29 protein-coding genes are annotated in these 17,506 nt (G+C 44.8%); 6 read left to right on the top strand and 23 right to left on the bottom strand.

The window, feature by feature from the left end; genetic code table 11:
* Positions 1–16: 16 nt before the first annotated feature.
* The gene (locus AAGA51_RS01545; RefSeq protein ID WP_174435416.1) at positions 17–583 is read left to right on the top strand and encodes a Crp/Fnr family transcriptional regulator; all 567 of its coding nucleotides are present in this window, start codon (positions 17–19) and stop codon (positions 581–583) included.
* Positions 584–653: 70 nt separating this feature from the next.
* Here the strand turns inward: AAGA51_RS01545 and dbpA are convergent, their stop codons facing one another.
* Positions 654–2,057 carry an ATP-dependent RNA helicase DbpA gene (gene dbpA, locus AAGA51_RS01540; RefSeq protein ID WP_415679589.1) on the bottom strand — a complete coding sequence of 468 codons (1,404 nt, stop codon included), beginning with the start codon at positions 2,055–2,057 and terminating at the stop codon, positions 654–656.
* Positions 2,058–2,227: 170 nt separating this feature from the next.
* Here dbpA and AAGA51_RS01535 point away from each other — a divergent pair, with 170 nt between their 5' ends.
* Both AAGA51_RS01535 and AAGA51_RS01530 read left to right on the top strand, forming a co-directional pair.
* A complete protein-coding gene (locus tag AAGA51_RS01535; RefSeq protein ID WP_042485245.1) occupies positions 2,228–2,680 on the top strand; it encodes a GNAT family N-acetyltransferase in 453 nt (150 codons plus the stop codon).
* A complete protein-coding gene (locus AAGA51_RS01530; protein ID WP_042485242.1) occupies positions 2,680–3,549 on the top strand; it encodes a DMT family transporter in 870 nt (289 codons plus the stop codon). The genes AAGA51_RS01535 and AAGA51_RS01530 overlap by 1 nt, the downstream gene beginning before the upstream one ends.
* A gap of 23 nt (positions 3,550–3,572) precedes the next feature.
* On the opposite strand, the gene AAGA51_RS01525 is transcribed toward AAGA51_RS01530, so the two are convergent.
* Entirely contained in the window at positions 3,573–4,136 is a 564-nt protein-coding gene (locus AAGA51_RS01525) for a LysM-like peptidoglycan-binding domain-containing protein (protein ID WP_042485240.1), read from the bottom strand.
* A gap of 233 nt (positions 4,137–4,369) precedes the next feature.
* On the opposite strand from AAGA51_RS01525, the gene AAGA51_RS01520 reads away from it, so the two are divergent.
* The 3 genes from AAGA51_RS01520 (at position 4,370) to AAGA51_RS01510 (ending at position 6,974) form a co-directional block, all read left to right on the top strand.
* Positions 4,370–4,990 (top strand): FKBP-type peptidyl-prolyl cis-trans isomerase, encoded by a 621-nt coding sequence (locus AAGA51_RS01520; protein WP_042485236.1) that lies wholly within the window; start codon positions 4,370–4,372, stop codon positions 4,988–4,990.
* Between the two features lie 99 nt (positions 4,991–5,089).
* Positions 5,090–5,569, top strand: a complete 480-nt coding sequence (locus AAGA51_RS01515) for a DUF2780 domain-containing protein (RefSeq protein WP_042485234.1) — start codon at positions 5,090–5,092, stop codon at positions 5,567–5,569.
* Positions 5,570–5,705: 136 nt separating this feature from the next.
* On the top strand, positions 5,706–6,974 hold the full coding sequence (locus tag AAGA51_RS01510) for an O-acetylhomoserine aminocarboxypropyltransferase/cysteine synthase family protein (RefSeq protein WP_042485232.1): 1,269 nt from the start codon (positions 5,706–5,708) through the stop codon (positions 6,972–6,974).
* A gap of 225 nt (positions 6,975–7,199) precedes the next feature.
* Here the strand turns inward: AAGA51_RS01510 and rplQ are convergent, their stop codons facing one another.
* The 21 genes from rplQ to rpsC form a co-directional block, all read right to left on the bottom strand.
* Positions 7,200–7,580, bottom strand: coding sequence for a 50S ribosomal protein L17 (rplQ, locus tag AAGA51_RS01505; RefSeq protein ID WP_042485229.1), 381 nt, complete (start codon positions 7,578–7,580; stop codon positions 7,200–7,202).
* A 26-nt stretch (positions 7,581–7,606) separates the two neighbouring features.
* Positions 7,607–8,599: a DNA-directed RNA polymerase subunit alpha gene (locus AAGA51_RS01500; RefSeq protein ID WP_042485227.1), complete on the bottom strand. Its 993-nt coding sequence runs from the start codon at positions 8,597–8,599 to the stop codon at positions 7,607–7,609.
* 24 nt (positions 8,600–8,623) lie between these two features.
* On the bottom strand, positions 8,624–9,244 hold the full coding sequence (gene rpsD / locus AAGA51_RS01495) for a 30S ribosomal protein S4 (protein ID WP_042485224.1): 621 nt from the start codon (positions 9,242–9,244) through the stop codon (positions 8,624–8,626).
* A 27-nt stretch (positions 9,245–9,271) separates the two neighbouring features.
* Positions 9,272–9,661, bottom strand: coding sequence for a 30S ribosomal protein S11 (gene rpsK / locus AAGA51_RS01490; RefSeq protein ID WP_001118870.1), 390 nt, complete (start codon positions 9,659–9,661; stop codon positions 9,272–9,274).
* Positions 9,662–9,679: 18 nt separating this feature from the next.
* Positions 9,680–10,036 carry a 30S ribosomal protein S13 gene (gene rpsM / locus AAGA51_RS01485; RefSeq protein ID WP_005450559.1) on the bottom strand — a complete coding sequence of 119 codons (357 nt, stop codon included), beginning with the start codon at positions 10,034–10,036 and terminating at the stop codon, positions 9,680–9,682.
* A 149-nt stretch (positions 10,037–10,185) separates the two neighbouring features.
* A complete protein-coding gene (gene rpmJ, locus AAGA51_RS01480) occupies positions 10,186–10,299 on the bottom strand; it encodes a 50S ribosomal protein L36 (RefSeq protein WP_000868186.1) in 114 nt (37 codons plus the stop codon).
* 42 nt (positions 10,300–10,341) lie between these two features.
* Positions 10,342–11,676: a preprotein translocase subunit SecY gene (gene secY / locus AAGA51_RS01475; RefSeq protein WP_042485221.1), complete on the bottom strand. Its 1,335-nt coding sequence runs from the start codon at positions 11,674–11,676 to the stop codon at positions 10,342–10,344.
* Between the two features lie 20 nt (positions 11,677–11,696).
* Positions 11,697–12,131, bottom strand: coding sequence for a 50S ribosomal protein L15 (gene rplO, locus AAGA51_RS01470; protein WP_042485219.1), 435 nt, complete (start codon positions 12,129–12,131; stop codon positions 11,697–11,699).
* A 5-nt stretch (positions 12,132–12,136) separates the two neighbouring features.
* Positions 12,137–12,313 carry a 50S ribosomal protein L30 gene (gene rpmD / locus AAGA51_RS01465; RefSeq protein WP_000201159.1) on the bottom strand — a complete coding sequence of 59 codons (177 nt, stop codon included), beginning with the start codon at positions 12,311–12,313 and terminating at the stop codon, positions 12,137–12,139.
* A 7-nt stretch (positions 12,314–12,320) separates the two neighbouring features.
* Positions 12,321–12,824 carry a 30S ribosomal protein S5 gene (rpsE, locus tag AAGA51_RS01460; RefSeq protein WP_004728614.1) on the bottom strand — a complete coding sequence of 168 codons (504 nt, stop codon included), beginning with the start codon at positions 12,822–12,824 and terminating at the stop codon, positions 12,321–12,323.
* Between the two features lie 14 nt (positions 12,825–12,838).
* Positions 12,839–13,192 carry a 50S ribosomal protein L18 gene (gene rplR, locus AAGA51_RS01455; RefSeq protein ID WP_005435088.1) on the bottom strand — a complete coding sequence of 118 codons (354 nt, stop codon included), beginning with the start codon at positions 13,190–13,192 and terminating at the stop codon, positions 12,839–12,841.
* A 9-nt stretch (positions 13,193–13,201) separates the two neighbouring features.
* Positions 13,202–13,735, bottom strand: coding sequence for a 50S ribosomal protein L6 (rplF, locus tag AAGA51_RS01450; RefSeq protein ID WP_042485213.1), 534 nt, complete (start codon positions 13,733–13,735; stop codon positions 13,202–13,204).
* Between the two features lie 14 nt (positions 13,736–13,749).
* Positions 13,750–14,142, bottom strand: a complete 393-nt coding sequence (rpsH, locus tag AAGA51_RS01445; RefSeq protein ID WP_042485211.1) for a 30S ribosomal protein S8 — start codon at positions 14,140–14,142, stop codon at positions 13,750–13,752.
* A gap of 29 nt (positions 14,143–14,171) precedes the next feature.
* Complete coding sequence (gene rpsN / locus AAGA51_RS01440) at positions 14,172–14,477, bottom strand: 30S ribosomal protein S14 (protein ID WP_042485209.1); 306 nt, start codon at positions 14,475–14,477, stop codon at positions 14,172–14,174.
* 17 nt (positions 14,478–14,494) lie between these two features.
* Positions 14,495–15,034 (bottom strand): 50S ribosomal protein L5, encoded by a 540-nt coding sequence (gene rplE / locus AAGA51_RS01435; protein WP_042485207.1) that lies wholly within the window; start codon positions 15,032–15,034, stop codon positions 14,495–14,497.
* Positions 15,035–15,057: 23 nt separating this feature from the next.
* Positions 15,058–15,375 carry a 50S ribosomal protein L24 gene (gene rplX, locus AAGA51_RS01430; protein ID WP_042485205.1) on the bottom strand — a complete coding sequence of 106 codons (318 nt, stop codon included), beginning with the start codon at positions 15,373–15,375 and terminating at the stop codon, positions 15,058–15,060.
* A 15-nt stretch (positions 15,376–15,390) separates the two neighbouring features.
* Positions 15,391–15,762: a 50S ribosomal protein L14 gene (gene rplN, locus AAGA51_RS01425; protein WP_042485201.1), complete on the bottom strand. Its 372-nt coding sequence runs from the start codon at positions 15,760–15,762 to the stop codon at positions 15,391–15,393.
* A gap of 161 nt (positions 15,763–15,923) precedes the next feature.
* Positions 15,924–16,178: a 30S ribosomal protein S17 gene (rpsQ, locus tag AAGA51_RS01420; RefSeq protein WP_042485199.1), complete on the bottom strand. Its 255-nt coding sequence runs from the start codon at positions 16,176–16,178 to the stop codon at positions 15,924–15,926.
* On the bottom strand, positions 16,178–16,369 hold the full coding sequence (rpmC, locus tag AAGA51_RS01415; RefSeq protein WP_042485196.1) for a 50S ribosomal protein L29: 192 nt from the start codon (positions 16,367–16,369) through the stop codon (positions 16,178–16,180). Before rpmC ends, rpsQ begins: the two co-directional genes overlap by 1 nt.
* A complete protein-coding gene (gene rplP / locus AAGA51_RS01410) occupies positions 16,369–16,779 on the bottom strand; it encodes a 50S ribosomal protein L16 (protein ID WP_004728605.1) in 411 nt (136 codons plus the stop codon). The genes rpmC and rplP overlap by 1 nt, the downstream gene beginning before the upstream one ends.
* Before the next feature lie 11 nt (positions 16,780–16,790).
* Positions 16,791–17,492 (bottom strand): 30S ribosomal protein S3, encoded by a 702-nt coding sequence (gene rpsC / locus AAGA51_RS01405; RefSeq protein ID WP_042485192.1) that lies wholly within the window; start codon positions 17,490–17,492, stop codon positions 16,791–16,793.
* Positions 17,493–17,506: the final 14 nt, after the last annotated feature.

Below are 17,506 nucleotides of genomic sequence, written 5' to 3'. Positions count from 1 at the left end.
GATACAGGATCAAGCTATCTACGATAATTTTATAAAACAAATGCTGGAATACGGTTTCAGTAGTGAAGAAGCGCACCAGTTATTTGAAGTCTCATCACCGCTTGAGCTGCCTACTCGTCACATTCTGGTCAATCAAGGACAAATGGCCAGCCATCTTTATTTTGTCAGTCACGGAATTTGTCACGCCAGCTATCTCACAGAAGAGGGCAAAACGTTCAGTAAAGAATTTTATTGGGAACAGGACTGGATCATTGGATTTGAAAGCTTAATAAAACAAACGCCATACCCATATTTGCTTGAAACACTCAGCCCAGTCACTCTGCTATGCCTGCCAATAATGTACCTGAACCAGTGGAGAGAGACTTCGCATCCGCTTTATATCAAGTTACTAGAAACTCAATTGATGCATAAGGAGAACAAAGAAAGGTTTATGTTGTTGTATCGCCCTGAACAGCGCTATCAAATTATGTGTCAGCAGTTTCCTGACTTAATGAAGCGGCTCAGTGATAGTCATATAGCCGCCTATTTAGGGATAACCCCTATTAGTTTAAGCCGTATCAAAGCGCGCATAAGGGATGCTTAGATATTTTTAGCCAGAGCTAAAAAAGAATGGGTATCGATAAATAAACTCGATACCCGTTCAATGCTGCAAACTATTTTATAAAACGAGCGCGGAACTGACGCCCTTTCATCTTACCGTTTAACAACTTATTGAGCGCCTTTTTAGCAATGCTCTTTTCTACAGCGACGTATGAACGCATTGCGGATAAGTTAATTTTACCGATACGGCTGCCGGCAATTTCACCATCAGAAGTGAGAGCGCCCAGAATGTCGCCCGCGCGTACTTTTTGCTTCTTACCACCATCAATTTGAATCGTTACCATTGATGATTGATAAGGAGTAGCACCTGCTGGCTTTTCGGGCAGAGGCGAAGGCTCTATAGCTATGTCCATGTACTCATCGATTTGCGCGACGCGGTGCATTTCTTTGTCACTAAAAAAGCTGAACGCTAAACCTTTACTGCCAGCGCGACCGGTTCGACCTATACGATGAACGTGCACTTCTGGATCCCGTGATAACTCAAAATTAAATACCGCATCAAGGTTATCTACGTCTAAGCCACGAGCGGCTACATCGGTTGCCACCAGAATAGAAATACTCTTGTTAGAAAACTGAACCAATGCCTGATCTCGTTCACGCTGTTCCATATCGCCATGCAATTCAATCACGCTGAACCCATGGTGATGGAGTTCGTCAGCCACATGCTGAACTTCTCGCTTAGTGTTGCAAAATACAACGGCAGACTCAGGTTGATGTTTCAGCAACAAGGTTTCTAGTGCTTCATCACGCGCTTCACTGCCTTCTACTTTGTAGAAGTACTGCTTAATACTGGAAGTATCGAGAGCCGCTGCCACTTTAATCATCAACGCATCTTTTGTTACGCGCTGAGCTATCTGCTGAATTGATGCAGGGTAAGTCGCGCTAAATAATAGCGTCTGACGCTGTATTGGTGCCTCATCAATAATGGCTTCGAGCGCATCTTGAAATCCCATATCCAGCATACGGTCGGCTTCATCCAGAACTAATGTATTCATCTCACTCAGATCAATACGTCCTTTACCCAAGTGATCGAGTATCCGGCCCGGAGTACCTACCAGTATATGCGCACCGTGCTCTAAAGAACCAATTTGAGGCCCCATAGGCATACCACCACAAAGAGTGAGCACTTTAATATTGTGAATAGCACGAGCTAATGTTCGAATATCTGTCGCTACCTGATCCGCCAATTCGCGTGTTGGACACAAAACAAGGGCTTGTACACGAAAACGTTTCACGTCCAAGTTTTGCAAAACACCTAGACCAAAAGCGGCAGTTTTACCTGAACCGGTTTTACCCTGGCCAATGACATCCTGTCCTTTAAGAATCGCTGGCAACGATTGTGCTTGTATCGGAGTCATTTTGGTAAAACCGATAGTATCAAGGTTAGAAAGCAATTCTGGCTTTAAATCTAAAGCCGAAAATGAAGTATCACTCAAGGGGACGTCCTTTAGGCTCATGGCCCTAGCTATACAAAAAAATAGTCGCCTATTATCGTTACTTTTACCTCTTACCACCAATGAATATTGGATTAATTTCATCAATGGCTATCCAATTAACTTTTGTTAATGCCATATAAGTATCCAGCTGATAGATTATTGCCGACCATAAATACAAGGAGTTAGTAGTCATGCTCAATTGGCAGTGCCTTTCGTTTTCAGAACTCACCACCACGCAACTTTATGAATTACTTAAATTACGTGTCGATGTGTTTGTTGTAGAGCAGACTTGTCCATATCCCGAACTGGATAACAAAGATAGAATTGATGGTGTTTTTCACCTGCTTGGGTACCAAGGACAGGAACTGGTTGCTTGTGCGCGCTTATTACCGAAAGGCGTTAGTCACGCCACGATAAGTATCGGCCGAGTTGTGACCAAAAAAAATGCACGTGGTAGCGGTTTAGGTCACCGACTCATGACACAAGCTCTGCAAGAGTGCCAGCAACGCTGGCCAAATGAAGAGATACAAATCAGTGCTCAGCAACATTTAACCGATTTTTATCTCCAACATGGCTTTGTACAAACGTCCGAAATGTATTTAGAAGATGATATCCCGCACATTGAAATGAAGCGTGACCTTTGATGTCAGCTTACTCAGTTGCTTTAGTTGCACTTATTCTTGGCAATCTTGCAGCATCGCTTTCTGACGTTTCAGTAAAAATGCTTAATGGTAATGTATCGCCATTCCAATATATGTTTGTACGCCAATTAGTTTCACTGCTCATCATATTGCCACTTTGGCTTAGGCAACCTCGTCAACAAAGACAGCTATCGAATATAAAAACAACGGCACTGCGTGCTCATCTGGTACTGATTGGTAGTGGCTGTATGTTAGTGGCTATCACCTATTTGCCTCTGGCGACGGCGAATGCAGTTTTCTATGCCGCACCAATCTTAATGTTGCCGCTTTCCATGTGGTTACTAAAAGAAAAGCCCACTAATAATAAAATATTGGCGACGTTGTTTGGTTTCTGTGGCGTACTGATTGTATTGCGTCCGGAACATTTTCATTGGGCTGCGGGGTTTGCTTTGGTGACCGCATTTACGTTGGCTCTGTTTAATATTTTAGCCAAACGTATTCCTGCTCAACAAACCGTTGTCACGACATTAATGTGGACCAGCATGTTTTCACTCCCCATAGCCGCGATACTCGCTTCATCCAACTGGCAGCCAATGACGTTCGGTCAAGCTGGCTGGATCGCGTTCAGCGCTTTACTAATTTTGTCATACAATGGATTAGCTGTATTTGCGTATCAGAAAGCGGCAGCAAACCAGATTGCTCTGGCTGAATACTCTGGTTTACTGTTCGTCGTGTTCTTTGGTGTTATCTGGTTCGATGAAATACCCGATGCACTAACATGGTTGGGAATAGGGATGATAGTGTTGCCGCTGCTTCCTAAAATAAAAATATTTGGAAAACGCGACAAGAAAAAAACATATCAGTGCCAGTAATCAGATCGTTGCTGGCACTGGTATTATTTACTACGGCCAAAACCGCCTTCTGAAAGCCGGAAAAACATCACGGATTGACCATTTTTTTCCAACTGAAGGATATCTAACCTTCCTTGCTCTGCCATTTTAAAGCGAATGAGCTGACCTTGCTGAATATGGCTTAAGGGCTTATCTGAACCTTCGATCTTCACTAAAGCATTTAAGTCCGCCATAGGTAGATTGTTGACTCGGAATACCTGAGAAAGCGTATCGCCTTTCTGAACGGTGTATTCGCGCCAGGCATTCAAGTTGGTCGAAGAGTCAGTTGTTTCTCTCTGCTCACTAAGACCTCGCGTATTGATGTCTAACTCAACTCGCTTATTAGCTGGTTCACTGGAACCCGATTCCGCCATATTGGGAAATGGGATAACCGTAATAATGAACACTATGGGCACTAACACCATTAATGCTCGCTGGTGAAATCTGGGTAATTGTCCCCAAGAAGACTTCGCCTTATTTAGATAATCCTGCCAATCGATGGCACTCCACTTAGTCTGAATCAGTGCGAGATAATCTGTCTGCTGCTTTTTCTTATGTCGACGATTCATTTTTATCCGTTCCTTAACTTTATAGGCTCAGTATAAAAACTCATGAGCTCAGAGTATAGAGCATCGCCCTGTTATCTAAGAAAGCTTGACACAATCTTGAAGATTTTTCCTTTGTATTCTGCGCTCAGTCACACCTTACCATGATTATAAAAGGAATTATTATCTGGCGTTTCATCACTAGCTCGAAACTGGTATCCTTTGAACTTTGTTTTATCTTAAAAAGAGTGACATTTATGTCTGAAGTTAAATTTGAAACCGTTGAGCAGAAAGCTAGCTACGGTATCGGTCTACAAATGGGCCAGCAACTAGCAGGTAGTGGCCTTGAAGGTCTTAACGTTGACGCTATTGCTGCTGGTATCGCAACAGCGCTAGTTGGCGACATGCCAGCTATCGAAGTAGACGAAATCAACAAAGCTCTACAAGCGATGCACACTCGTGCAGAAGAAGCTCGCCAAGAAGCGGCTAAAGTAGCTGCAGCTGAAGGCGAAACGTTCCTTCAAGATAACGCGCTACGTTCAGAAGTTACTGTTCTAGATTCAGGTCTACAATACGAAGTGATTACTGAAGGTACTGGTGAAATCCCATCAGCAGACAAATCTGTACGTGTTCACTACCACGGTGAGCTAGTAGACGGTACTGTATTTGACAGCTCTGTATCTCGCGGTCAGCCAGCTGAATTCCCTGTAACTGGCGTAATCAAAGGTTGGGTTGAAGCTCTACAATTGATGCCTGTTGGTTCTAAGTGGAAACTGTACATCCCACACGACCTTGCATATGGCGAGCGTGGCGCAGGTGCAGCGATTCCTCCATTCGCAGCTCTAGTATTCGAAGTAGAACTACTTGCTATTCTGTAATTCAGAACATTGCGAAATTTGATGATTAAAGCGACGCTCTGCGTCGCTTTTTTTATCTAGACTTAAGATATTCAACTTTATTCGTCCGCGAGAATCAGAATGAAAAAATCCATCATAGTCACTGTGCTTGCTAGCACCATTTTTACCGCTCCTAGCTATGCATTCTTGAGCAAACTCAGTGAAAGTAACGATCTCTCAAGTATGGTTAGCAGTACTTTATCTCAAACAGAATCTAACTCTGCTTTACTGACACAAATTACCAGTCAGATTCCTGTTTCTGATACACAAGCAGCCGGAGGTGTTGGTAGCTTATTGGCTCTTGCTCAAAACCAACTTTCGGACGCTAACAGCTCTGAACTTGAAACCTTATTGCCCGGGCTAAATCAACTGACCAGCCTGTCTGAATCAAGCAGTGCAATAGCCAAAATTGCCGATATGGAAGCGGTGAATAATGTGTTCAATAAACTTGGATTAGATTCCAGTATGGTTTCCCAATTTGCTCCGCAGGTCTTGCAGTACTTAACCAGCCAAGGCGCATCTTCAGATTTGTTGGGTTCACTAAGCTCTTTGTGGCAATAACCCTTCGCACTAGCGCGTCACATAAACACATTTGTGACGCGTTTATTACTGCATAAAAAACAAACACACTTCTTCTTGTCTGTTGCCTAATCTGTGTGCAATTCTTTTATTTTTCCCAAGGACGAGTAAAAGAGTAATGAGAGACGAGACTTTAGCTATACATTTCGGCTACGAGACCGATCCCACCACTAAATCTGTGGCAACACCTATATATCAAACAGTCGCCTACGAGTTTGATAATGCTCAGCACGGCGCTGACCTGTTTAACCTCGCCGTCGCGGGTAACATCTATACTCGCATCATGAACCCAACTAATGATGTACTAGAAAAGCGGATGGCTGCATTAGAAGGTGGCATTGCAGGTCTGGCTGTTAGTGCAGGAAGCGCCGCGATTCATTACGCAATTCTAACTTTGGCTCAAGCTGGCGATAATATTGTTTCCACACCGCAACTCTATGGTGGTACTTACACTTTGTTTGCCCACATGTTCCCTAACATGGGCATTGAAGTACGCTTTGCCAAAGATGACCGTCCTGAAAGCCTAGCGGCATTGATTGATGAAAAAACCAAGGCCGTTTATTGTGAATCTATTGGTAACCCAGCAGGTAATATTGTTGATTTAGAACGAGTGGCTGAGCTCGCACACGCGCAAGGGGTTCCAGTTATTGTAGATAACACCGTTGCTTCACCAGCAGTATGTAAACCGATTGAGTTTGGTGCAGATATCGTGGTGCATTCATTAACCAAGTATGTAGGTGGTCATGGCACTACCCTCGGTGGAATGATCGTTGATTCAGGTAAGTTTCCTTGGACTGAACACAAAGAACGCTTCCCAACCTTAAACAGCCCTGAACCGTCATATCATGATGTGGTTTATACTGAAGCTTTCGGACCTGCTGCATTTATTGGTCGTGCTCGTACCGTACCACTTCGCAACACCGGTTCTGCCATGTCACCAATGAACGCATTTATGCTGATGCAAGGTTTGGAAACTTTATCACTGCGCATGGAACGTCATTGTGAAAACGCCCTCAAAGTCGCTCAGTATCTGCAAAACCACGACAAAGTGAGTTGGGTGAGCTATGCAGGGTTAGAAGACTCACAATTCTATCCACTTGCCCAGAAATACATGAAAGGCAAACCTTCCGGAATTTTATCTTTCGGCCTTAAGGATGGATACGACGCCGGTGTTCGCTTCTACGATGCTCTGAAGATATTTAAACGTTTAGTGAACATCGGTGATGCAAAATCACTGGCTTGTCATCCTGCCTCAACGACACACCGTCAGCTATCTGAAGCAGAACAGAAACAAGCAGGCGTTTCTCCAGAAATGATTCGTCTGTCGGTCGGCATTGAGCACATTGATGACATTCTTGAAGATTTGGAACAAGCGTTAAACGCTTAACAGAAGTACAGCAAGATAGCCTATATCCCTGTGAAAACGGGGATACGGTTCATTTACGCAGGCTTGTTTATTCGATTCAGGCATTTTCAGCAGTGACAACATCTAAACCTGTAGACGGGGAAATGGTGGCTATTCTTGTTAAAAAATGAAGAACAACCATCTCAAATTTCAGATACAAAAAAGCCGAGCATAAATGCTCGGCTTTCTGTTTAGCGAACTTACTGATTACTCAGCAGCAACTTCTGCTTCTGGACGATCTACAAGCTCAATGTAAGCCATTGGAGCTTTATCGCCAGCACGGAAGCCAGCTTTTAGGATACGAGTGTAACCGCCCTGACGAGCAGCAAAACGTGGACCTAGTTCGTTAAATAATTTTGCTACAACTTCGTTATCACGAGTGCGAGCAAATGCAAGACGACGGTTAGCAACGCTGTCAGTCTTAGCTAGTGTAATCAATGGCTCAACTACGCGACGTAGCTCTTTTGCTTTTGGCAATGTAGTCTTGATAACTTCATGACGTACAAGAGAGCTAGCCATATTGCTGAACATCGCTTTACGATGTGAGCTGTTGCGGTTGAGTTGACGACCACTCTTACGATGGCGCATGACCTAATCCTTCTAACTAATATCGATTAATCTTCAGCGATAGACGCTGGCGGCCAGTTTTCTAGGCGCATGCCCAGAGAAAGACCACGTGATGCAAGCACGTCTTTAATCTCAGTAAGAGATTTTTTACCAAGGTTAGGCGTTTTAAGTAGCTCAACCTCAGTGCGCTGTACTAGATCACCGATGTAGTGAATCGCTTCTGCTTTCAGACAGTTAGCAGAGCGAACTGTTAGTTCAAGATCGTCTACAGGACGGAGTAGGATCGGATCGAATTCCGGCTTCTCTTCTTTCTCCTCAGGTACACGTACATCACGTAGATCTACGAACGCATCCAATTGTTCAGCAAGAATAGTTGCTGCACGACGGATTGCTTCCTCAGGTTCTAAAGTTCCGTTTGTTTCCATATCGATAACAAGCTTGTCTAAGTCAGTACGCTGTTCAACACGAGCTGCATCAACCGAGTAAGCAATTTTGTCTACTGGGCTGAAAGTCGCATCTACAAGCAAACGACCGATTGGACGCTCATCTTCTTCAGTATGGATACGGGCTGAAGCTGGAACATAACCACGACCACGTTCTACTTTAATACGCATAGCGATTTCAGCATTGCTATCTGTTAGATGGCAAATAACGTGTTCTGGGTTAGCGATCTCTACATCACCATCATGGGTGATGTCACCTGCAACCACAGGGCCCGAGCCTGATTTGTTTAGTGTAATGAACACTTCATCTTTGCCTTCGGCAACGCGAACAGCCAAACCTTTAAGGTTCAGTAGGATCTCAAGAATATCTTCCTGAACGCCTTCTTTAGTGCTGTACTCATGAAGTACGCCTTCAATTTCTACTTCTGTTACGGCACAACCCGGCATAGAAGATAGTAAAATACGGTGAAGTGCATTACCAAGAGTGTGGCCAAAACCACGCTCTAATGGCTCAAGAGTTACTTTTGCGTGTGTCGTGCTGATCTGTTCGATGTCAACAAGACGTGGCTTAAGAAATTCTGTTACAGAACCCTGCATTGTGTCCTCTCTTTAGTTTAAACCTTACTTAGAGTAAAGCTCGACGATCAATTGTTCGTTGATGTCAGCTGATAGATCAGAACGTTCAGGCAAACGCTTGAAAGTACCTTCCATCTTGCTCGCATCTACTTCAATCCAAGTTGGTTTTTCGCGTTGTTCTGCAACTTCTAGAGCAGCAGCGATACGTGATTGCTTTTTAGCTTTTTCACGAATAGTAACAACGTCGTTAGCCGCAACATTGAAAGAAGGAACGTTTACAACTTTACCGTTAACTAGGATAGCTTTGTGGCTAACTAGCTGACGTGCTTCTGCGCGAGTTGCGCCAAAGCCCATGCGGTAAACTACGTTGTCTAGACGACCTTCTAGAAGCTGAAGTAGGTTTTCACCCGTGTTGCCTTTAAGGCGAGCAGCTTCTTTGTAGTAGTTACGGAATTGTTTTTCTAGTACGCCGTAGATACGACGAACTTTTTGCTTCTCACGAAGCTGAACGCCATACTCAGATAGACGACCGCGACGAGCGCCGTGTACACCTGGTGCGTTCTCAATTTTACACTTGGTATCGATCGCGCGTACACCAGACTTAAGAAATAAGTCAGTGCCTTCGCGACGGCTAAGCTTAAGCTTAGGACCCAAATATCTTGCCATGATCTTTCTCCAATGTTCCCAGAAACGTTATACGCGGCGTTTCTTAGGTGGACGACAACCGTTATGAGGGATTGGTGTCGCATCAACGATGTTAGTGATACGGAAACCAGCTGCGTTCAGTGCGCGAACAGTAGATTCACGACCTGGACCAGGACCCTTAACCATAACTTCCAAGTTCTTTAGACCGTATTCTTTAGCCATTTCAGCACAACGTTCTGCAGCAACCTGTGCAGCGAACGGAGTAGACTTACGAGAACCACGGAAACCTGAACCACCTGCAGTAGCCCATGCTAGAGCGTTACCTTGACGGTCAGTAATAGTCACGATTGTGTTGTTGAAAGATGCGTGGATATGCGCTACGCCATCAGCAACTTGCTTGCGTACGCGCTTACGTGCGCGTGTTGGTTGTTTAGCCATTGTACTTACCCTTCCCGATTATTTCTTGATCGGCTTACGCGGACCCTTACGGGTGCGAGCATTGGTTTTAGTACGCTGTCCACGTAGTGGTAGACTGCGACGATGACGAAGACCACGGTAACAACCAAGGTCCATAAGACGCTTGATGTTCATGGAAACTTCACGACGTAGATCACCCTCTACAGTGTATTTAGCTACACCATCACGCAGTTGATCGATCTGCTCTTCAGTTAGTTCACTGATCTTAACATCTTCAGCAATACCCACTTCAGCAAGAATAGCTTGCGAGCGAGTTTTACCGATGCCGTAGATCGCAGTTAATGCGATAACAGCATGCTTTTGATCAGGAATGTTAATGCCTGCTATACGGGCCACTATTCACTCCTAGGTACTTTATATAAAGAATTATCCGCAGCAAAGCCCGTAGAGGATACGCTGCGGCATACTACTTCTTTTGCACGCAAAAGGTAGGCCGAGGAATATACTCGACCAACCTTTAATTTTCAAGTAAAAATTTCTGCTAATTAGCCTTGGCGTTGCTTGTGCTTTGGCTCACTGCAAATCACGCGAACGACACCGTTACGCTTGATAACTTTACAGTTACGGCAGATTTTTTTAACGGAAGCACGAACTTTCATTGCTAAACTCCGTAAATCTGACCTGAAGGTAGTATAGTCGAATTATCGACCGTAGCCTTTCAGGTTCGCTTTTTTCAACACAGACTCATATTGATTGGACATCATATGTGTCTGAACCTGTGCCATAAAGTCCATGATTACAACAACTACGATAAGTAGTGATGTTCCGCCGAAATAGAAACGTACGTTCCATGCGACCATCATGAACTCAGGGATCAGACAGATAAAGGTAATGTATAACGCACCCGCTAAGGTTAAACGTGTCATCACTTTATCGATATATTTCGCTGTCTGTTCTCCTGGGCGGATACCGGGTACGAATGCACCTGACTTCTTCAAGTTATCTGCTGTTTCACGTGGGTTAAATACCAACGCTGTGTAGAAGAAACAGAAGAATATAATCGCTGCAGCATAAAGCATTACATACAGAGGTTGACCTGGGCTAAGAGCCAAAGACACATCAGTTAACCAACCAAATGTGCTGCTCTCACCGTTCTGACCAAACCACTGAGCCAGTGTTCCTGGGAACAGGATAATACTTGATGCAAAAATCGCAGGTATCACACCAGCCATATTAATTTTCAATGGCAAGTGCGTGCTTTGAGCTGCAAAGACTTTACGACCTTGTTGACGTTTCGCATAGTTAACGACGATTCGACGCTGACCACGCTCCATGAAAACAACGAAGTAAATAACAGCAAAAGCAACTACCGCAATCAACAACAGAAGAAGTACATGCAGTTCACCTTGACGCGCTTGCTCGATAGTATGTCCGATTGCTGAAGGCAATCCAGCAACAATACCTGCAAAGATAAGTAACGAAATACCGTTACCAATTCCGCGCTCTGTAATTTGTTCACCTAACCACATCAAAAACATGGTGCCAGTTACTAAACTCACGGTAGCAATTAGGGTAAACATGGTTTGGTCGATAACAACCAGATTGTTGACCATGTTTGGTAGACCTGTTGCGATACCAATAGCTTGGAATGTTGCAAGTACAAGCGTGCCATAACGCGTATATTGGCTAATCTTACGACGGCCTGCTTCACCCTCTTTCTTGAGTTCCGCTAACGCTGGATGAACTACTGTAAGCAATTGAACAACAATAGATGCCGAAATATACGGCATGATGCCCAATGCAAAGATAGATGCACGCGAAAGAGCACCACCGGAGAACATGTTAAACATTTCAACGATGGTACCTTTTTGCTGTTCGAACAAATCGGCAAGTACAGCTGCGTCAATACCAGGAATCGGCACAAAAGAGCCCGCTCGGAATACTAAAAGTGCACCAATTACGAATAATAAGCGCGATTTTAACTCACCCAAGCCGCCCTGAGCACTACGAAAATCTTGTCCTGGTTTCTTAGCCATCTGTACCTCAATCCTCGAGATTATGCCTCGATTTTACCGCCTGCAGCTTCGATTGCAGCTTGCGCGCCTTTAGTTACACGCAGACCTTTTACAGTCACTGCCTTGCTGATCTCGCCAGAAAGAACAACTTTAACAAACTCGATGTTCTTTGTAACAACGTTTGCAGCTTTCAAGCTGTTTAGATCAACCACGTCACCTGTTACTTTCGCTAGCTCAGCTAGACGAACTTCAGCTGTCACTAGGCTCTTACGAGAAGTGAAACCGAATTTTGGTAGACGTTGTTTCAATGGCATCTGACCGCCTTCGAAACCTGGACGAACTTTACCGCCTGAACGCGACTTTTGACCTTTATGGCCACGGCCACCAGTTTTACCTAGGCCTGAACCAATACCACGGCCAACGCGCTTCTTAGAAGGCTTTGAACCCGCAGCTGGTGCTAGAGTATTCAAAAACATTATGATTACTCCTCAACTTTAACCATGTAGTAAACCTTGTTGATCATACCGCGTACACACGGAGTATCTTCAAGTTCTACTGTATGGTTGATTTTACGAAGGCCTAATCCGCGCAAAGTAGCTTTGTGCTTAGGTAGGCGACCAATTGAGCTTTTAGTTTGAGTTACTTTAATAGTTGCCATCGTGTTCTTACTCCGAAATAGATTCAACAGTTAGACCACGCTTAGCAGCAACCATTTCTGGTGACTTAACGCTAGCTAGAGCATCGATCGTTGCACGAACGATGTTGATAGGGTTCGTTGAACCGTATGCTTTAGATAGAACGTTGTGTACACCTGCAACTTCTAGTACTGCACGCATCGCACCACCTGCGATAACACCCGTACCTTCAGCAGCTGGCTGCATGTAAACTTTAGAGCCCGAGTGACGACCTTTCACCGGGTGGTGAAGAGTGCCTTCGTTAAGCGCGATCGTAGTCATGTTACGACGTGCTTTTTCCATTGCTTTTTGAATCGCAGCAGGTACTTCACGAGCTTTGCCGTAACCGAAACCTACACGACCGTTACCGTCACCAACTACAGTTAGTGCAGTGAAGCTCATGATTCGACCACCTTTAACCGTTTTAGAAACACGGTTAACAGCGATTAATTTTTCTTGCAAATCATTCGCTTGAACTTGTTGTTCTTTAGCCATCTTCCAACCCTACCTTAGAATTTCAGACCAGCTTCGCGAGCAGATTCTGCTAGCGCCGCTACTCGACCGTGGTATTGGAAACCAGAACGATCAAATGCAACAGCTGTTACGCCTTTTTCAAGAGCGCGCTCAGCAACAGCTTTACCAACTGCCTTAGCTGCATCAACGTTACCAGTGTATTTAACTTGCTCACGGATCGCTTTTTCTACAGTAGATGCTGCTGCGATAACCTCAGAGCCGTTAGCTGCAATCACTTGTGCGTACACGTGACGAGGAGTACGGTGTACTACTAGGCGAGTTGCACCCAGTTCTGCAATCTTACGACGTGCACGTGTAGCACGACGGATGCGAGATGCTTTCTTATCCATAGTGTTACCTTACTTCTTCTTAGCTTCTTTAGTACGCACATTTTCATCTGCGTAACGAATACCTTTACCTTTATAAGGTTCAGGCGCGCGGTAAGAACGAATGTCAGCCGCAACTTGACCAACTACTTGCTTATCGCAACCAGTTAGAACAATTTCAGTTTGGCTTGGACACTCGGCTTTAATACCCACTGGCAACTCGTGCTCAACTGGGTGAGAGAAGCCTAGAGTTAATGCTACAGCGTTGCCTTTCATAGCAGCACGGTAACCAACACCCTTAAGAGTTAGCTTCTTAGTAAAGCCTTCAGTAACACCAACAACCATGTTGTTTACTAGTGCACGAGCAGTACCTGCTTGTGCCCAAGCATTCACGACACCTTCTTTAGGGCCGAATGTTAGGTTGTTTTCAACTTGAGCGATCACAACTGCATCATTAAGAACGCGAGTTAATTCACCCTTAGCGCCCTTTACAGTGATCTCTTGACCGTTCAATTTCACCTCTACGCCAGCTGGAATAGCGACAGGTGCTTTAGCAACACGAGACATGTTCTACTCCTTAATTATGCTACGTAGCAAAGGATTTCGCCGCCTAGACCTGCTTTACGAGCAGCACGGTCAGACATAAGACCCTTTGACGTTGAAACAACAGCAATACCAAGACCACCCATTACAGAAGGTAGTTCGCCTTTCTTCTTGTAAACACGAAGACCAGGACGTGAAACACGTTTGATTTGCTCAATTACTGGTTTAGCTTGGAAATACTTAAGAGTGATTTCTAGCTCAGGTTTTGCTCCGCTTTCTACAGCGAAGTCTGCGATGTAACCTTCAGCTTTAAGTAGTGCAGCAATTGCAACTTTAAGCTTTGAAGAAGGCATTTTTACAGCAACTTTATTTGCTGCCTGACCGTTACGAACACGGGTCAGCATATCCGAAATCGGATCTTGCATGCTCATAGTCTTTACTCCAAATGATTAAGTGGCAATTACCAGCTAGCCTTACGAAGTCCAGGAATCTCGCCTTTCATGCAAGCTTCACGAACTTTGATACGGCTTAGACCGAATTTACGTAGGTAACCGTGTGGGCGACCAGTTTGGTTGCAACGGTTGCGCTGACGTGATGCACTTGAGTCACGTGGAAGAGTTTGCAGTTTAAGAACCGCATTCCAACGATCTTCTTCTGATGCGTTTACATCGCTGATGATAGCTTTAAGCGCTGCACGCTTTTCAGCGAACTGTGCTACTAGCTTCGCACGCTTAGCTTCGCGCGCTTTCATTGAATTTTTAGCCATAACAGTAACCCGTCACCTTACTTGCGGAATGGGAAGTTAAAGGCAGCCAGCAGAGCTCGGCCTTCCTCATCGGTAGCAGCAGACGTCGTGATAGTAATATCAAGACCGCGTACTCGATCGACTTTATCATAGTCGATTTCCGGGAAGATGATTTGCTCGCGAACGCCCATGCTGTAGTTACCGCGACCGTCAAAAGACTTAGCGCTAACACCACGGAAATCTCGTACACGTGGAAGAGCGATAGAAATCAAACGCTCCAGAAAATCCCACATGCGCTCGCCACGCAAGGTTACTTTACAACCAATTGGGTAGCCTTCACGGATTTTGAAACCAGCAACAGATTTACGCGCTTTAGTGATAAGTGGCTTTTGACCAGAGATGGTCGCCATATCAGAAGCTGCGTTTTCTAGTAGTTTCTTATCGTTGATTGCTTCACCAACGCCCATATTGAGGGTGATTTTCTCAATTCTAGGGACTTGCATGACGCTTGTGTAACTGAACTGTTTGGTCAGATCAGCGACTACAGACGACTTGTAGTAATCATGCAGTTTCGCCATAGTAGAACTCCAAATTACTTCTATTAGTTAGAAACGATTTCGTTGTTAGATTTAAAGAAACGAACTTTCTTACCATCTTCGAAACGGAAACCGATACGGTCAGCTTTACCAGTAGCTGCGTTGAAGATTGCCACGTTAGAAACGTCGATCGCTGCTTCTTGCTCTACAACACCACCTTGGATGCCTAGTGCAGGAACAGGTTTCTGGTGTTTCTTAACAAGGTTAATACCTTCTACGATAACTTTACCAGTTGCTAGTACCTTAGTTACTTTACCTTTCTTGCCTTTATCTTTACCAGCAAGAACGATTACTTCGTCATTACGACGGATTTTAGCTGCCATCTTTTTACGTGCTCCTTACAGAACTTCTGGAGCCAGTGAGACAATTTTCATGAATTTCGCAGTACGAAGTTCACGTGTCACTGGACCAAAGATACGTGTACCGATAGGTTGCTCACTGTTGTTGTTTAACAGTACGCAAGCGTTACGGTCGAAGCGAATGACAGAACCGTCTGGACGACGAACGCCTTTACGGGTGCGAACTACCACCGCCTTCAGTACATCACCTTTCTTAACTTTACCGCGAGGAATTGCTTCCTTAACAGTAACTTTAATGATGTCGCCAACGTGGGCGTAACGACGGTGAGAGCCACCCAGAACCTTAATACACATTACGCTGCGAGCGCCTGAGTTATCAGCTGCGTCCAGCATACTTTGCATTTGGATCATGTTAGTGCTCCGCTAAATATTAAAAAACTAGACCCATCTCGGGTCGGGCTGCCTCTTTAAAGGGACGCGAATTGTACCACCCTTTTTTTACATTGGGTAGTCAAAAAATAAACGGCCCCAAAATTATTTTTGGAGCCGTTTATTCAGTCAGAAAAAACTAATTAAATCTTAGCTTTCTCTAGAACTTTAACCAAAGTCCAAGACTTAGTCTTAGACAGTGGACGACACTCTTTGATTTCAACTAAGTCGCCTAGGCCACATTCGTTGTTCTCATCATGTGCGTGTATTTTAGTCGTGCGCTTAACGAATTTACCGTAGATTGGGTGCTTTACGAAACGCTCGATAGCAACAGTGATAGACTTGTCCATCTTGTCGCTAGTAACACGACCTTGTTGGGTACGAATTTTGTCGCTCATTATGCGCCTGCCTTCTCAGTCAAAACAGTTTTCACACGTGCGATATCACGGCGGACAGCTTTCAGAGTATGAGTTTGCTGTAGTTGACCAGTCGCAGCTTGCATACGCAAGTTGAACTGCTCTTTAAGCAACGCTAATAACTCAGTGTTAAGCTCTTCAACGCTCTTTTCGCGTAGATCTTGTGCTTTCATCACATCACCTGCTTAGTTACAAATGTAGTCTTGAATGGCAGTTTACGAGCCGCTAGGCGGAACGCTTCACGTGCCAATTCTTCAGGTACACCATCAACTTCGTACATAACCTTACCAGGTTGGATTTGGGCTACCCAGTACTCAACGTTACCTTTACCCTTACCTTGACGAACTTCAAGTGGTTTTTCAGTGATTGGTTTGTCTGGGAACACACGGATCCAGATTTTACCTTGACGCTTAATGTGACGTGTCATCGCACGACGTGCCGCTTCGATTTGACGAGCAGTTAGGCGACCACGGCCTACAGCTTTCAAACCAAAAGAACCAAAGCTAACTTCAGTACCTTTTGCTAGACCACGGTTACGACCAGTATGAACCTTACGGAACTTAGTACGTTTAGGTTGTAGCATCTGTCGACTCCTTACTTACGGCCTTTACGCGGTTTCTTCGCAGGCTTGTCAGCCTTAGGCTCAACAGCGTTTGCAGCTGGCATACCACCAAGGATTTCGCCCTTGAAGATCCAAACTTTAACGCCGATTACACCGTATGTGGTGTGAGCTGAAGAAGTTGCGTAATCAATGTCAGCACGTAGAGTGTGTAGAGGCACACGGCCTTCACGGTACCACTCAGAACGTGCAATTTCAGCACCGCCTAGACGGCCACTTACTTCCACTTTGATACCTTTAGCGCCTAGACGCATAGCATTTTGTACCGCACGCTTCATAGCACGACGGAACATAACGCGACGCTCTAGTTGAGACGCGATGCTATCAGCCACTAATTGACCGTCTAGCTCAGGCTTGCGTACTTCAGCGATGTTGATTTGCGCTGGTACACCTGCAATTTTAGCTACAGCTGTGCGTAGCTTCTCAACGTCTTCGCCTTTCTTACCGATAACAACGCCAGGACGAGCAGTGTGAATAGTCACACGGATGCTCTTCGCTGGACGCTCGATAACGATACGTGAAAGAGACGCTTTTGACAGTTCTTTAGTTAGGAACTGACGTACCTTGAAGTCGCCGTCTAGGTTGTCAGCGAAATCTTTGGTATTAGCAAACCATGTAGCATTCCAAGGCTTAACGATGCCTAGACGAATACCATTAGGATGTACTTTTTGACCCATTGCTTACTCTCCTA

This window comes from Vibrio diazotrophicus (genome assembly GCF_038452265.1).
GTDB classification, from domain to species: Bacteria; Pseudomonadota; Gammaproteobacteria; order Enterobacterales; family Vibrionaceae; genus Vibrio; species Vibrio diazotrophicus.
The sequence above is the reverse complement of the archived record's forward strand: the minus strand, read 5'-3'. Positions and strand labels throughout refer to the sequence as shown.